Origin of the sequence: Lysinibacillus sp. NPDC093688 (genome assembly GCF_050280145.1) — a bacterium.
Lineage (GTDB): Bacteria > Bacillota > Bacilli > Bacillales_A > Planococcaceae > Lysinibacillus > Lysinibacillus xylanilyticus_B.
The window spans coordinates 1-14,691 of the sequence record NZ_JBNNUX010000024.1; the positions used below are offsets into that span (position 1 = coordinate 1).

The 14,691-nt window shown below is 34.1% G+C and carries 17 protein-coding genes and 1 pseudogene; 10 read left to right on the top strand and 8 right to left on the bottom strand.

Features of this window, described 5'->3' with window-relative positions; translation table 11 throughout:
• The 7 genes from ACQKN2_RS17325 to ACQKN2_RS17355 form a co-directional block, all read left to right on the top strand.
• Nucleotides 1–233 (top strand): hypothetical protein (locus ACQKN2_RS17325; protein ID WP_427416051.1); only part of this gene is annotated, 233 nt, incomplete at its 5' end.
• Between the two features lie 7 nt (nucleotides 234–240).
• On the top strand, nucleotides 241–570 hold the full coding sequence (locus ACQKN2_RS17330; RefSeq protein ID WP_053482886.1) for a PadR family transcriptional regulator: 330 nt from the start codon (nucleotides 241–243) through the stop codon (nucleotides 568–570).
• A complete protein-coding gene (locus tag ACQKN2_RS17335; RefSeq protein WP_323648468.1) occupies nucleotides 567–974 on the top strand; it encodes a permease prefix domain 1-containing protein in 408 nt (135 codons plus the stop codon). The genes ACQKN2_RS17330 and ACQKN2_RS17335 overlap by 4 nt, the downstream gene beginning before the upstream one ends.
• Before the next feature lie 3 nt (nucleotides 975–977).
• Nucleotides 978–1,637, top strand: a complete 660-nt coding sequence (locus tag ACQKN2_RS17340; protein WP_427416052.1) for a hypothetical protein — start codon at nucleotides 978–980, stop codon at nucleotides 1,635–1,637.
• The gene (locus ACQKN2_RS17345) at nucleotides 1,585–2,415 is read left to right on the top strand and encodes an alpha/beta fold hydrolase (RefSeq protein WP_427416053.1); all 831 of its coding nucleotides are present in this window, start codon (nucleotides 1,585–1,587) and stop codon (nucleotides 2,413–2,415) included. Before ACQKN2_RS17340 ends, ACQKN2_RS17345 begins: the two co-directional genes overlap by 53 nt.
• Before the next feature lie 451 nt (nucleotides 2,416–2,866).
• Entirely contained in the window at nucleotides 2,867–3,280 is a 414-nt protein-coding gene (locus ACQKN2_RS17350) for a MarR family transcriptional regulator (RefSeq protein ID WP_427416054.1), read from the top strand.
• A gap of 160 nt (nucleotides 3,281–3,440) precedes the next feature.
• Nucleotides 3,441–4,097, top strand: coding sequence for a hypothetical protein (locus tag ACQKN2_RS17355; protein ID WP_427416055.1), 657 nt, complete (start codon nucleotides 3,441–3,443; stop codon nucleotides 4,095–4,097).
• A 1,028-nt stretch (nucleotides 4,098–5,125) separates the two neighbouring features.
• Here ACQKN2_RS17355 and ACQKN2_RS17360 read toward each other — a convergent pair.
• The 5 genes from ACQKN2_RS17360 to ACQKN2_RS17380 form a co-directional block, all read right to left on the bottom strand.
• Nucleotides 5,126–6,607 carry a malate:quinone oxidoreductase gene (locus ACQKN2_RS17360; protein WP_427416056.1) on the bottom strand — a complete coding sequence of 494 codons (1,482 nt, stop codon included), beginning with the start codon at nucleotides 6,605–6,607 and terminating at the stop codon, nucleotides 5,126–5,128.
• A 453-nt stretch (nucleotides 6,608–7,060) separates the two neighbouring features.
• The gene (locus ACQKN2_RS17365) at nucleotides 7,061–7,840 is read right to left on the bottom strand and encodes a nucleotidyltransferase domain-containing protein (protein ID WP_427416057.1); all 780 of its coding nucleotides are present in this window, start codon (nucleotides 7,838–7,840) and stop codon (nucleotides 7,061–7,063) included.
• A 212-nt stretch (nucleotides 7,841–8,052) separates the two neighbouring features.
• On the bottom strand, nucleotides 8,053–8,448 hold the full coding sequence (locus ACQKN2_RS17370; RefSeq protein WP_427416058.1) for a MerR family transcriptional regulator: 396 nt from the start codon (nucleotides 8,446–8,448) through the stop codon (nucleotides 8,053–8,055).
• Nucleotides 8,449–8,731: 283 nt separating this feature from the next.
• A complete protein-coding gene (locus ACQKN2_RS17375) occupies nucleotides 8,732–9,046 on the bottom strand; it encodes a hypothetical protein (protein ID WP_427416059.1) in 315 nt (104 codons plus the stop codon).
• 166 nt (nucleotides 9,047–9,212) lie between these two features.
• Complete coding sequence (locus ACQKN2_RS17380; RefSeq protein ID WP_323648451.1) at nucleotides 9,213–9,362, bottom strand: hypothetical protein; 150 nt, start codon at nucleotides 9,360–9,362, stop codon at nucleotides 9,213–9,215.
• Nucleotides 9,363–9,620: 258 nt separating this feature from the next.
• Here ACQKN2_RS17380 and ACQKN2_RS17385 point away from each other — a divergent pair, with 258 nt between their 5' ends.
• Entirely contained in the window at nucleotides 9,621–10,112 is a 492-nt protein-coding gene (locus ACQKN2_RS17385; protein WP_427416060.1) for a hypothetical protein, read from the top strand.
• A gap of 307 nt (nucleotides 10,113–10,419) precedes the next feature.
• On the opposite strand, the gene ACQKN2_RS17390 is transcribed toward ACQKN2_RS17385, so the two are convergent.
• On the bottom strand, nucleotides 10,420–10,689 hold the full coding sequence (locus ACQKN2_RS17390) for a hypothetical protein (RefSeq protein WP_427416061.1): 270 nt from the start codon (nucleotides 10,687–10,689) through the stop codon (nucleotides 10,420–10,422).
• 357 nt (nucleotides 10,690–11,046) lie between these two features.
• Here ACQKN2_RS17390 and ACQKN2_RS17395 point away from each other — a divergent pair, with 357 nt between their 5' ends.
• Together ACQKN2_RS17395 and ACQKN2_RS17400 are read left to right on the top strand one after the other, a co-directional pair.
• Entirely contained in the window at nucleotides 11,047–11,385 is a 339-nt protein-coding gene (locus ACQKN2_RS17395; RefSeq protein ID WP_427416062.1) for a BRCT domain-containing protein, read from the top strand.
• Nucleotides 11,386–11,638: 253 nt separating this feature from the next.
• Entirely contained in the window at nucleotides 11,639–12,061 is a 423-nt protein-coding gene (locus ACQKN2_RS17400; RefSeq protein ID WP_427416063.1) for an exosporium protein C, read from the top strand.
• A gap of 259 nt (nucleotides 12,062–12,320) precedes the next feature.
• On the opposite strand, the gene ACQKN2_RS17405 is transcribed toward ACQKN2_RS17400, so the two are convergent.
• Nucleotides 12,321–14,195, bottom strand: a complete 1,875-nt coding sequence (locus ACQKN2_RS17405) for a leucine-rich repeat domain-containing protein (protein ID WP_427416064.1) — start codon at nucleotides 14,193–14,195, stop codon at nucleotides 12,321–12,323.
• Between the two features lie 371 nt (nucleotides 14,196–14,566).
• Nucleotides 14,567–14,673, bottom strand: a pseudogene (locus tag ACQKN2_RS17410) (MBL fold metallo-hydrolase); the annotation flags it as partial.
• Nucleotides 14,674–14,691 lie beyond the last annotated feature (18 nt).

Sequence of the window (14,691 nt, forward strand, 5' to 3'; positions counted from 1 at the left end):
GTCAGCAACAAATGTTTTATCTGTGCGAAAGCGAAGCGTCAGCAACAAATGTTTTATCTGTGCGAAAGCGAAGCGTCAGCAACAAAGCGCCCAGCCGGAACGGAAATCAACCACACGTTTTGATGATGATCCTTCTTAGTAGGAATATGGACGTATTTGGAAAAATTACTTTGACAGGTAGAGTAATGTTTGCTAATATTACTCTGACAGATAGAGCAATAAAAAATAAGTAGGTGACTTATGGTTCGGAGTGACATCATCCGCGGACACTTGGATTCCATTATTTTAAGGCTAATTTTAGAGAAAGATCGTTATGGCTATGAAATTTCTCAGGAAATAAGTATCCGGACAAATAATCGTTTTCAAATTAAAGAAGCAACTTTATACGCAGTTTTCCAACGTCTTGAGAAAAAGGAAATTATCGAAGCCTATTATGGTGATGTTTCACACGGAGGAAAAAGAAAGTATTACCGTATTACCCCGTTAGGTAAGGCTTATTTAAATGAGCTAGTAAAAGAGTGGTCGGAAGTAAAAGAAATTATCGACTTATTTATGGAGGGCTTAGAATGAAAAAAATAAAAAACCATATTGATGAGCTTTTTAAAGACATTCCTCGTAACAAAGAAACAGAGTTGGTTAAACAAGAAATCATTCAAAATCTTGAAGAAAAAGTATTTTATTTGATGGATCAAGGGAAAGAACAAGAGGATGCCATCAACAAAGCCATCGTAGAGTTTGGAGATATTGAGGATTTAAAAAAGGAATTAGGTGTGAAAGAGCCCGAAAAGAAAAACATGGCTAAATTAAATTTAGAATTCTCTATATGGGGTAGCGGCTTAATTATTGCATTTTTTATATTTATTAATCTTTACTATACGCCACATACAATATGGGCAATCTATCCAATCTTCGCAATATTATGGTGGCCCCTATCTATGTACTTCGTTTGGTCACGTAAGAAATGGAGTGAATAAAACATGAAGAACTTTATTAGCTTTTCGATTGTTGGTAGTTTAATGACAATGATTTTTTTAGGAATCGTCAATTATACGACTTCACCTCAGACGATTTGGTTTATGTACCCGTGCTTACTGATTTTGCTATGGCCAATTACGTTAATCTTTATGTCTAAAAGAATGTATAAACAATATTCTCTTGTTTGTAGTGCTATGATTATTGCTTTCCTTATCATTGAAAATTATTTATACTCACCCGATTATTTATGGTTCATTTATGCGGTTTATCCAATCATCTGGTGGCCAATTCTTATGTATTTAGAGGAAAAAGCAAAAACATTAAAAATTGCACTAATAGGCTGTGCAAGTACCATCATTTATTACTCCTTATTAAATATTATTTTATCCCATCCATACCCTTGGGCGATCTACCCATCATTTTTAGTAATTTGGTGGCCCTTAGCTTTATACCACGCACAAAGAAAAACATTTGTAGCATTCTCTGTTACCGCTACAGTTCTTATCAGTATCTTTTTTATTACAGTAAATGTTGTCTCGTCACCAGGAGTAATATGGGCGTTTTATCCAATCTTTGTAGTCCTATGGTGGCCCCTTAGCATGTACTTTTATGTTTATAAAAGAAAAATGTACAATTCAACAACTCTTCCTAAAAGAGTCTGAAAATTACGATTATATTTCATGTTCGCAGGGGGAAATAGATGAAAAAGATAATGAAATTTTTTTTGAGGATTATTCTAATCTTTCATCAGACTTACTCGTAGATGACTTATTGGCCTTAACGGATTATATATCAGATCGACTTGGCAAAGAAAAAGTAATAGTAATTGGCCATTCTTATGGTACGTATATTGCAACACAAGCTGCCTCTAAAGCTCCTGAAAAATATACAGCATATGTTGGAATTGGACAGATGAGTGATATAGTAGGAAGCGAAATTGACGGTTTGAACTACGTTATTCAGCAAGCAGAAAAAGCTGGGAATACAGATGATGTTCAATATTTACAAGAGTTAACTGAACAAATTAAAAATGGTGAGCTGGTTACTCCACGGAATTATGTTGCAAAATATGGTGGATCTTCGAGACTTATTGATAACCCTGATGGGAATATCATAAATATGTTATTCAGTCGTGAGTATAACTTATTAGATGTGATTCGTTACAACTATGGGCTATCCTATTCTCAAAAAACTCTAATTGAGGAATTAACGAAAAACCAAAACCCATTACCTACTAAAGTAAAAAAACTTGAATTACCATTCTATTTTGTTATGGGTAAATATGATTATAATACTTCATCTAATGCAGCAAAAAAATACTTTGATATGATTGAAGCCGATAAAAAAGAATTTATTGCCTTTGAACAATCAGCTCATTATCCACAATTTGAAGAGAAGGAAAAATTTTATGAATGGATGTGCGATACTTTTATAGAATAAATGCAATTGTATTAATTTCATAATCTTGAATCCAGTCAAATTATTAATGAGGGAATTCTTACAATATGGTTTTTTCAAGAAATTAATCTGCCTTATTTATTTAATAAGATCGTGTTTTGATTAATCCATTTTTCATATACCCTGGATATAAGTTGATTGGAGTGGAGGCTGGGCGACTCCTTGGGGATTAGCGTCACAGATGAGACCCTGGAGCGAGCCTTGCGAGTGAAGCGGCTCATCGGACGCCCCCAGGAAAGCGCTCAGTCGGAACGGAAATCAACTACACGTTATGGTGGGAGCCACTCATCTTGTTAATATCATTAATATAATCAACCTTTATTTCAACAGCAATCGAAGTTATCGATATAGTCAATAGCAACGTTTGCTGTAGCCCATATTATTTATTTACTATATAATTTAATCATTAAATATTTTAATGGGCTGTGATACTATGTCAAAAAAAGAGCAATTGCACAATGTAGAAATGATTATGAAAGAGATGCTTGAAATACAACAAAAATCAAAAACGTTTGTAAATCTCTTATCTGAGGGAGAATCATTGTCGCAAAACCAAATGATCCTCCTACTTCAGCTAAAGAGTAATGATGGTATGAAGGCGACTGAAATTGCTGAGTTCTTTAGTGTGACGCCAGGAGCCGTTACATCCATGTGTGATAAACTTGAGAAATTAGAATTTGTAGAACGGATTAGAGAACAAGAAGATCGTCGTGTTGTAAAGATGGTGTTAACTAATAGCGGTGAATTAAAGGTTCAAGATTTATTTTTAAAGTTTCCACAGGAAAAGCTGATAGACATGGCAAAAGTATTGCGTGAAGTTAATCAGTTAATGAATAAAATTTTTTAGGATTTCATAAAATTGAAATCCTTTTTTATTGTCCAGAAAATACATAAAGGCTCATGGCTAATTTTTTGCTCTTGACAAAACAAAGCAATATATATTTTAATTAATATATATTTTAATAATTGAAATATATATTAATTAAATTAACATGAGGTGATTATCCGTGATTCAAAAACTACGTACAGTAACCCTTACTAACGGCACTATTAAAGACTTAGCAGCAGACTGTGAGCAATTAAACATCCGTGGATTTGTTACTTTACATCAAGAAATACGCGTAAAAAAAATCTCTACTCATGGTCATAGTTCTTTTCATTCCCGCGTTGAAGCGCAAGTTTTAAATAGTTCAGGATCATGCTCTATAAAAGATTTTTGTGAAATTAATGAGGTTAAAAGTGCCGGGAGCTTAACTATGCGCAATGGGCGAGTAACAAAATTGAATAGTTCTGGGAAGTTGATCATTGAACAAAACTTACAAGCAGAACAGTTTCATGCAGTCGGTCTTGTTAAAGCGAATGAAATAGAGGCTAAACATTTTCAATTAAAAATGTCTGGTGGAAATGAGATTGGAAAGCTTATTGCAGATGTGATACATGTGGAAAAAGATACGTTATCTATATCTTTTCTAAAGAAAAAGCTGACTTGTAAATGTATTAAAGGTGAACAAATACATCTTTCCTATACAGATGCAGAAATTGTTGACGGAGATATTGTAGCAGTAGGCGATAATTGTCATATACAAACACTTTATTATACAAAAAGCTATTCGATTGCTAAAAACGCCAAGGTGCAGCAAATTATACGGAGGGAAAAGGAATGACATTCATAAATATCATACAAGGCTTTTTTTGCTCATTAGCCCTTCTCGTATTATCTGTCCTCTATGCAGGGCTGATCTTAAGTGCATTACTATCAATAGTAGGCGGCATTTTGCGAACATTCGGCTTGGAACAAATACAAATGAGCATTTGGAATGGTGTTGAACTTCCGATCGCTTTCAGCATTCCTCTAGCTATCCTTGTATCCTTACTCCTGTTCTTTTGTTCAATATATGTTAAACGCTCTATCCGATTTTGTTTTTCCAAACTTAAATTTTAAAATTAGAAGCACACCTTTTGTTTGATAGTAAAAGATGTGCTTCTAATTATTTATTTTACTTTTAGATAGTCAAAAAATATTTGTTTAATAATCGATAATTGTAACGAGGGTCGAATTCATCTCCCAAAAATAGAATCCCTTCAAACTTTTTTAAATTCCTCAATTGCTATCTCTTCAACAATCGCTTGTTGTTGTTCTTCATTAAGAGTCGAATACTTCGTCATATACTTCATTAGTATTTTTCTCATCTTGCTGTCCATTTAACTTTTTTCGTTAAATCATTGTGATTTTGTCATTAATTAATGCCTATTTAAATATATTAATTAATATGGTTAAAAATTCTCACTACGACTTATTACCAAAAGTGGATATGACAATTGTTAAATCGTATACCAAGAAATATAAGGTGATTGGAGTGGAGACTGGGCGACTCCTTGGGGATTAGCGATAGGGGAACGAGGGCTAAAACCATCACATCCTGTGATAACGCCTTCGTGACCAACATCGTGTTGGCCCGAGACCCTGGAGCGAGCCTTGCGAGTGAAGCGGCTCATCGGACGCCCCCAGGAAAGCGCCCAGTTGGAACGGAAATCACTCCACGTTCTGATAAAAGCTTATTTTTTTTTGCAAAATACTCTTCCTTAATGATTTGTGAAATAAAAAAATAGAACCTTCCATCCAAAATTAGAATGAAGGTTCTATTTTATTTTGTAGAAACAAACGCTTAAATCCTTTGTTTCTACACTAATTTTATTTTAAACGAAGCGCTTCGTCCGTTGCGTCGTTAATTTCTTTAAGAAACTCTGGATTTTCTGCTAATGACTTGCCGTATGATGGGATCATTTCTTTAATTTTTGACTCCCACTCGTTAACATGTTGAGGGAAGCATTTATTGATTACCTCAAGCATAACGTGTACAGCAGTAGATGCACCTGGAGAAGCTCCAAGTAATGCAGCAATTGAGCCATCAGAAGCACTTACAACTTCCGTACCAAATTGAAGCGTTCCTTTACCACCAGCTTCAGTATCTTTAATAACTTGTACACGTTGACCAGCTACAATAATATCCCAATCATCGCTCTTAGCATTCGGGATGAAATCACGTAGCTCTTCCATACGTTGTTCTTTAGATAGCATAAGCTGTTGGATTAAATATTTTGTTAATCCCATTTCTTTAACGCCTGCCGCTAATAACGTTGTAAGATTATGCGGTTTAATAGAAGCAAATAAATCCATATTTGAACCTGTTTTTAAGAACTTAGGTGAGAAACCTGCAAATGGTCCAAATAGTAATGATTTTTTGTTATCAATATAGCGTGTATCAAGGTGTGGTACAGACATTGGTGGTGCACCAACTGCAGCCTTACCATATACTTTCGCATGATGTTGTTCAGCAACTTCTTGGTTTTTACATTGTAAGAACAATCCACTGATTGGGAATCCACCAATATGTTTCCCTTCAGGAATACCTGATTTTTGTAGTAATTCTAGGCTTCCTCCACCAGCTCCAAGGAAGACAAATTTAGCCGTATGGTATTCCATTTTGCAGCCATCTTTATCGTGCACTCGTACTTCCCATGAACCATCGCTAGTACGTTTCATGCTTTCAACACTATGATTGTAGTTGATGTCAACGTCTTTATTTTTTAAGTGGTCGAATAACATACGTGTTAATGCACCAAAGTTAACGTCTGTACCAGTGTCAATTTTTGTCGCAGCGATAGCTTCATCTGCTGGACGATCTTGCATAATAAGAGGAATCCATTCCTTTAGTTTTTCTGGGTTATCAGAAAATTCCATACCTTGGAATAAAGGATTTTTTGTCATCGTTTCATGACGTTTTTTTAGAAACTCTACATTGTCTTTCCCTTGTACTAAACTCATATGAGGTAAAGGCATAATAAAGTCTTGTGGATTACTGATTAGTTTATTGTTCACAAGATAAGACCAAAATTGTCTTGAAACATGGAACTGTTCATTAACGTTAATCGCTTTGCTGATATCGATTGATCCGTCTTTTTTCTCTGAAGTGTAGTTAAGCTCACAAAGTGCAGCATGTCCAGTTCCCGCATTATTTAATTCGTGAGAACTTTCTTCACCTGCTTTATCAAGTGACTCAAATACTGTAATTTTCCAATCTGGTGCTAATTCTTTAAGCATTGTCCCCAAAGTCGCACTCATGATTCCGGCACCAATTAAGATAACATCTGATTTAGTTTGTCTGTTACTCATTTTTACCTTCCTTATATGTTAAGATTTGCAGAAAGGATGTAAGCTCTTTCTCCTGCTGTCACAGTAAGCTCTGGAGTAACTTAGGAGTACACCTTTTCTGTATCAATTATTACCTTATTGCAGTGTATCATAATTACATAAAGATTAAAATATCAACTATCTATATGAGAGTTATGTGCATTTTTCGAGCCTTCCCCTGAATAAATCAAGAGAAAAACCTACTATTCCCTCCCTAAGAATGGCTACCTTTATTTAAGCGCTATGGAATAATCGTCCTAAAATTGGCTAGCATTTTCATAAAATAACGAGGTTTTTTTAATTATTATATTTATATAATAACATAAAAATATGGAACCAGTCTTGTTTTTACACCGGCCCCACCATATAGAATTTTTCCTCACTATTTTCTAGTGTTCTGTTTAATTTATTTCTTTTGTAGTCTATCCAAAGAAGTCACATCTCATCCTGTTCCTCGACAGGACTTTTTATTTTCCAACCATCTATATTAAAACCACCCATCTGATTCATTACATGGTTAGCTAACTCTTCGTATGCCTCCAGCATCTTCTGTTTATCCTCTTCTAATAACGCTATTAAAAACATTTCCTTAAATATTGAATCCGGGAAAACATTTTTTAAATATTTTTTAATATAGGCTGGATCTATAAGATAAGAATGCACTTGATAGTTTGGAATGCTTTCTAATCTCAAAAACCGACAGTACTCAGAAAATAAATTAGCTAATGCGTTAAAATATACAAAGTGAAAATCCACTCTTTTTTGTTCAAAACAATCCTTTAAATTATCTAATGAATCCCATAGTGAATATTTTTTTAATTCTACTATTGTTTTATTTAATTCATCATACTCATTGTTTAGCCAATGTTCAGCTTCTATTTTTAATTCATTAAGTATCCCCGTGTTATCAAATAGAATCTTTCCTGTCATCAATTGAACCATGGACATTGTTCTTTGGTTTTGAAAATCTTGTTGAAAGTATTTGCGAATTTGTTTTGGTGGATTGGCGAAATATTCTATAAGAAAACCATTAATAAGTTTATTCCCTCTCTCTCGCCACTCAACATCATCCGATAAAATAATATGTACATCAATATCAGAACGCATTGAAGGATCTCCCGTTATGTAGCTCCCACATACAAGTGCCCCTACTACATCATTTCTATTTCTCCAGTCCTTTAAAAACTTTTCAAGCGCTATCTTCCATTCATCCATAAAGTTATCATCACCTTCTTGAAAAATTTATACTTTAGCATATGTAATATATTCAAAAAATTTTTTTATAAATCCTTTCAGAAGAGATGAACTCTGTATATGAAAAAAACACAGCCATATTTGCTGTGTTAACGATGTGCCACTTTTTCCTATTGTTAATACAGTTCAGGGAGATACTAAAGTGATACCGTGATTTTTATGAGAACACCTATCTAACCTTTATTTTTTTCTAATAGCTGCTCCATTTTATAATCAGCACGTTGTAAGACTTGCTTTATTTGTTTAATCTCTTTTTCTCTTTGAATCATCTGCTTATACTTATTTTGAAATAATAATTTCATATGTTGAAGGTTTTGAATTTCCGCTTCTGTCAATTCATCATTTTCATCAGTATTTTGCGACCATTCAAAAAGTATTTTAATTTCTTGAAGTGAAAAACCACATTGCTTTAGTTTAAGGATTGTACTACTGATTTCGATATGATCCACGTTATACTCACGATGTTTGTTATTTATTTCTGGACGTAAAAGACCCATTTTTTCGTAATAACGAATAGTGTCTTTACTAAGACCAGTACATGTAGCAAATTCACCGATTTTTATGATCATCACCTACTAGTAAATAAATTATTTATCAATTTCGCCTTGGCGTAATTGCGTCCGAAGGCTTAGGCCTTGTGCGAAAGCGTAGTGCTAACGCAGCGGCAGCAAAAGGTTTGTCTGTGCGAAAGCGTAGCGTCAGCAACAACAACAACACGATGTTGGTCACTCAGTCGTTGCCACAGGACGTGGCGTTCCTAGACTGAGTTCGTATATTTTAGTAGGTGTTAGGACACTCACTGAAAAGGAAGCACATCTGCATTCATCTCAACCCCTTCAAAGGTGGAAGTCTTTACTGAATGAAGATAACCATTAATAGCAGTATACAATGGAATATGAAGCGAACTAAATGGTGACTATATCTTAGCTGTTTATTTTTCACTAGCCCTTCCGCAACTGCTAATACATGTAACAGAACAAATTCAAGAATTAGTAACATTAGTACCAGAGATTTGTTTGGTAAAAATAGCGTTACAAAAATACTGATAGATAAGACCACAAATAAGAATGTTCGTACTTGATATCCGTTCTCTTTCCATTGCTGCAAGCCTGCAACCCCTGTCAATAATGCATATAACCCTATCAATACATAAGTAATAAAAGCCATTCACATCACCCCATTCTTTTAATACTTTCACTTTAAAAGATGGAGTTAACTCCATGTCAACAGATTTATTTGAGATTAAATAAGAGAATTGGATAAAAATTCAATTCCAACTATGAATAGACGCATTTTTTAGCCCGTCTCTGTGTCCTAGAAAATACAATTCTACTTAGAAAATATTAGCTAAATAGTTTTGAACAGATTCCGGTAATAGTTGAAAGAATAATCCTTCATATTTGATATCGAGTATACCAGCAATGAAAATAATAATAATGATGAATATTAAAAGGAGTTTCTTATTTTTAGAAATCCACTTCAATAGGCTCCCCTCCTCTTAAAAATAACGTTTATAGTTTGTCAGTTAAGTATATATTGATTCATGCAATATATAAACCTGTCCTTTTGATAATAAAATCATTCTCTGTCACCCAAATCGGAGATATTACATAAATTAAAATGATGCTGTTGATTTTCTTTTAGTCATGAATTCAATTTAGCTTCTTCGGGTAAACAATAATTAATTAAAGCTTGTGTCTCACCAATGATTGATTGAAATTTTATAAAGAAAGGGATAGCAATGGTAAACTTTAAATCATTTCGTGGTGTCGTTACGCAGATTGATGATTTCCCAATTGGGCAAAATGGAGAAAAGGAAGGCTGTTATAAACTTATGACGGTAGAAGATAGTACTCAGGGCATCGTCAATTTTGTCATCTCACCTTCTACTTACTTTGTAAACCAAGAAATCGTGGCTCCCGGCGATCAGGTTACTGGATATTATGATGGGAATGCACCTGTACCTTTAATATATCCGCCTCAATATCGAGCACTTGTTGTTGTAAAGGAAAATAACAATCAAAATGTTAAAGTCGACTTTTTTAATCAACAATTAGTGAGTAGTGATGGCCAATTACAACTAAATCTTTCTGCTTATACACTTATCTTGCTCAAAAATGGGCAGCCTTTTTCAAAAAGCCTAGTCAATCGAAACTTAATTGTGATCTATGGCCCTACTACAAGAAGTATCCCTGCACAAACCACACCGTATAAAATAATCGTTTGGTGTTAATTTAAGATGAGGAACATGTAGTTGATTCCGTTCCGTCCAGGCACTTTCCATGGGCGCCCCTACCCAATCAATACTATTCATGACATAAGTAAGTATCATTCCAATTTTCGTGATAATACAAAAAAATAAACTGAACATTATAAATATACACAAAATATTTCCCGGGAAAGGTGCTCAGTCACCCCATCTTTTGCAACATTTCGCATAAAAGATAGACCCACAGTGAATAACAAAAGAAATAAAATTAAGCGGCTTAATCCTTTTATTATTGGATTTAAGCCGCTTAAAAATTATATTATTTCTTCTGTCACTGTTTGCCTTGCATTTCGTGTAATTGCTGCTTGATCTGCTCTAAGTATTCTTTATTTTGTTGGACTGTATCCAAATGCTCACCATATTCCTTTGCATTCATAAATGCATTTTCTGCATGTTCGATTTGATTAAAAGCATGCTCCATCGCTATTTCCTCTGGATGTGACTTTACATGCTTCAACAAACGCTCTGCCTTTTGGACAGAGTTCCCAAACAAAGTGCTCGGATGATCCTTTTTCCAACTCATATCTGAGTGCTTAGCCAATTCTACCTCTCCCCTTCCTGTCACTTTAATAAATAATCTAGATATAGTATTGTAAAATGCGCAGAAAATATGTACGAATAAAGTAACGAATATCTATGCAATCTAACTTTAATTATAAATACATCCTCGAAAAAATTAATAAATCTACTTACAAAAGATATTCATTTGCATCCAAAAATAAAATTTTCCTTACGGCTCAGTTTGACTTCTCAAAAACACAAAAAAGAAGCACTAATGAATGCTTCCTCTTTTACTTATGATACGATTTCCCATGACTAGTATAAATGTAGAATCAAATCAATCAATCTCACCTATAATTTAGGTAGAAACCTTTCATTTCACTCAAGGAGAATCAACATGAACAACAATAAGGTCAACACAGAAATCATCCAACTTTCTAATCCATCCCAATGTATAAAGCATCCATTTTATCATAAACAAATCGTCTTTACAGGGGCGCTTTCCACTATGACACGTTCAGAAGCTGCAAAAAGAGTACGAGCTTGTGGAGGGATTATGCAAGGGGCTGTTACACAGGATACAGATTTCCTTATTCTTGGGGACAAACGTCGTGGTATAAGTACGAAACAATTAAAAGCTGAAAAGTTAATGAGCCTCGGCTTAGACATTCAAATAATTATTGAGGATGACTTTATTTGGCTCATTTCAATGCAAGAAGAGCAACCTCAAATTTAAACACCTTTCTTTTATCCCATCTAAAAAGGTATGAAAAACAACTATGTTCACATACCTTTTCACCTATTTTATTACCTCAAACTTATGATAAAGATCCCCGTAATCATTCCAAATGATTTTAGGCTCACAATTCCTGAAAGACTAGAACAATAATCTAAACAAAGTTTTAAAAATAGCAAGGCTTAGTTTACTACACAATCAATCTCTACTATAAAGCATATCTTATAGTATTCTAGCAAAAGGAGGTGATAAAATGGTGCAAATCCTTGATTACCAAGCAGTTGAGCCTCTAAGTACGTTTAACCCAGCAACCGCTTTTCCAATTCCACAGGCTCCATTTAAAATTCTTTTAGCTTCGATTCAAATAAACATCCCAGGCACCGCTTCAAGAAATAATAACGTTGAGCTACTTGCAAGCGTCGGTGTGGCAGGAGTTACAAATATTTCTCAACTTGTATTTAGAATCTTCCGTAACGGGCAAGAAATCTATAATACTCAAAATGGAGCAGAATCAACTGGTTCAGAACAAAATTACATCTTTACATTCCAAGCTATTGATTCCAATTTAATAGCTGGAGCTAACTTCTATCAGGTTTTTGTTGAGAACGTTACACCTGGCACACAAGCAAACATTGTTGGACCGATTTCTTTTAGTGGCCTAGCAATAAAAAGTTAACGATAATAGCTCTGACTTTGCATTGATTATGTTTGTGCCCAGCACAAATTTGTGGCATACATGATCAATTTTTTAAGAGCGTTGATTGATAGAGTAAGATGCATGCTTTAAAGCACATTATATAAGGATTAAAAATAATAAGCTGTATAGAAGTTATTAAAAATTCTAACTTTCTATACAGCTTATTTTATTCATTTGTATTAAAACTTATAATATCTAAGTGAGATATTATAAGTTATTTTAAAAGAAGCACATTACCTCAATAAATCAAAATTCCTTTATCTAGCACAGATGTATTTTGCACCTGATTTCCTAAAATATATAGCTTTTTCAAATTAGGCAAATTCACCAAAGGCTCTACATTTGAAAGAGCGTTATTTTCCAAATGAAGCTCCTCAATTTGTTGCCACTTTTCCATAAAACTTAATGATTGGAGTGAACTATCTTGTATAGTGAATGAACGCAGAGCTGAAAGGCCAGCAAAGTAAGGCATAACCTTATCGACTTCGTGTACCCAGTCACCATTATCTATTCGGAAGGATACATCATTCAAAGTTAAATGTTCCAGTTTGTTGTTATTAAACGAATTTTGACTATTAATTTGAAACTTACACTCATTACAATTTAACGTTTTTACATGCTGTAAATTGAATAATTCACTCGTCTCTTCATAAAAAGTGGTCTCATTTAAATTTATTGTTTGCAGATTTGCTAGACGATTTAAAGAACGGATGCCTATAAAGTCGCCATCCTCCATCGCCGTAAGTTGTTCTAGCTGTGGGTATCTCAGTAATTCTGCTCCATTCAAATACGACTGCGCCCCACTTATATCAACAGTTAAATCTTTTAAAGCAGGTGCCTCTAACTTGGGTAGGAAGGAGCTTGTTAATTCCGCTTTTTTTAAACGGGGTGCTACAATCGATGCTATTTGACCACTATAACCAGTTATCGATAAATCGGTCAGTGAAGTCAGGCTGTTCACAACATCAAGCAATTCTAATTCAGAAAGATAAGTTAAACGCAGCTTTGTTAATGAAGACTTATTTCTAAGGCGTTCTACATTCGTAATATCCATATTTTCAAGATCAAGCGATTGCAAGTTGGGCATGTTTTGTATAAAATCAAGCGTTTTTAAATTTTTCACCGCTGTAAGTTTCAATTCTTGTAATTGATTCAGTGAATAGAACGAGTTAAAATCTGTCGCTTCACTCATATCTATTGTTAACGATTCTAAATCAGTTAATGAAGACAACCACTTCAAATCATTGGTAGAACGTAAAGACAATGATTTTAATGGTAGTTTATTCAGAAGAGGGAAGTCTGTAACCGACTCAGTGAAATACGAAATTTCAAGTGATTGAAGATTAGGAAACGCTAATAATAAAGCAAGTTCATCATTACTTCGAATTTGGATAGAGAGTTCTACAACAGTAGACTTATCACTAAAATATTCAGCAATTTTACTAAATGATTCATTAAAGCTACCTGTATAGCTTTTTAAACCTTCCAGATGTCTGAAGCTTACCTCTTCACTCTGTGATATTTCATAATTGCCCATCAAATTCAATACCGCCAGACCTGTAAAGGCTTCGAAATCTTTTTGTTCGATTTTTTGTGTATTTAATAACTTATCCATAATAGTATAGTTAGAAATTTCGGCTTGCTTATTTGTAAACGGATCTTCAAGACTGTAATCAAAATGCCATTGATCTTCAGCATAGTATGCCTTTAAATAACGGATACTTGCGATTTCTTCTTTAGTCGGCATAGCTCCACCTTTATCAAAAATATCTTTTAAAAAGAATAAAAGAACTTCGCTTTCAGGCATTTCTCGAACAGGTATTTCCTTACGCTTACCATATTCTGTTTGATTGTTGCTCAAAAGAAAATAGCCCAGGAATACACAAAGGATTACAATCGGTATTATGAAAAGCACTTTTAAATTCGGTTTTGGACGTGTAGCTTTATTCGAAGAAGTTGTACCATAATAATTATTAATCGTCTGATCAACATAATAGACTTTATTCTCTTTCAACATTATTTCCGTTTCACAAAAAGGACATTTGAATGCTTGTTCTTCTTTATATTCAATTTTCCCATTACAATTCGGACAATTTAATTTAATGAATTCCACTGGCAGTCCCTCCCCAGCTCTATTTTCAATTAAGCTTAGTTGTCTAAAAAATAAATGTCAATATTTCTATTAAATACTAATTATCTTCCACCTTTAGACCTGCAACAAAAGGTCCCCAAGTAGTTATAAAAGGCGATTAAAGCTGCTCACCCTGAATATAATCCTTCCCAAGTAGCAGCTGCCATCAGAAAAAGTGCCATTGATCTTGGTAAAGTCGGCCAAGATCCACTTTACGGGTCTGGTGAAGTTAATATTTATAATTTCTTATCGAATAAACAGTCTAAGTAGAAATAACTAATAAAAACAGCTGAGAACCTCTCAGCTGTTTTGTTGTGATAAAAATAAAGTTATTCATATCCATCCTTATTTTAATCACTACAGATACAGTCCGCTAACAATAGAATCTTTTCTTCTTTGCTGTACACAACTACAGAATCTGAAGCATGACTCCCCCAACATGTTGTATGACACAAGTTACTCCGGAATATAATAAAAG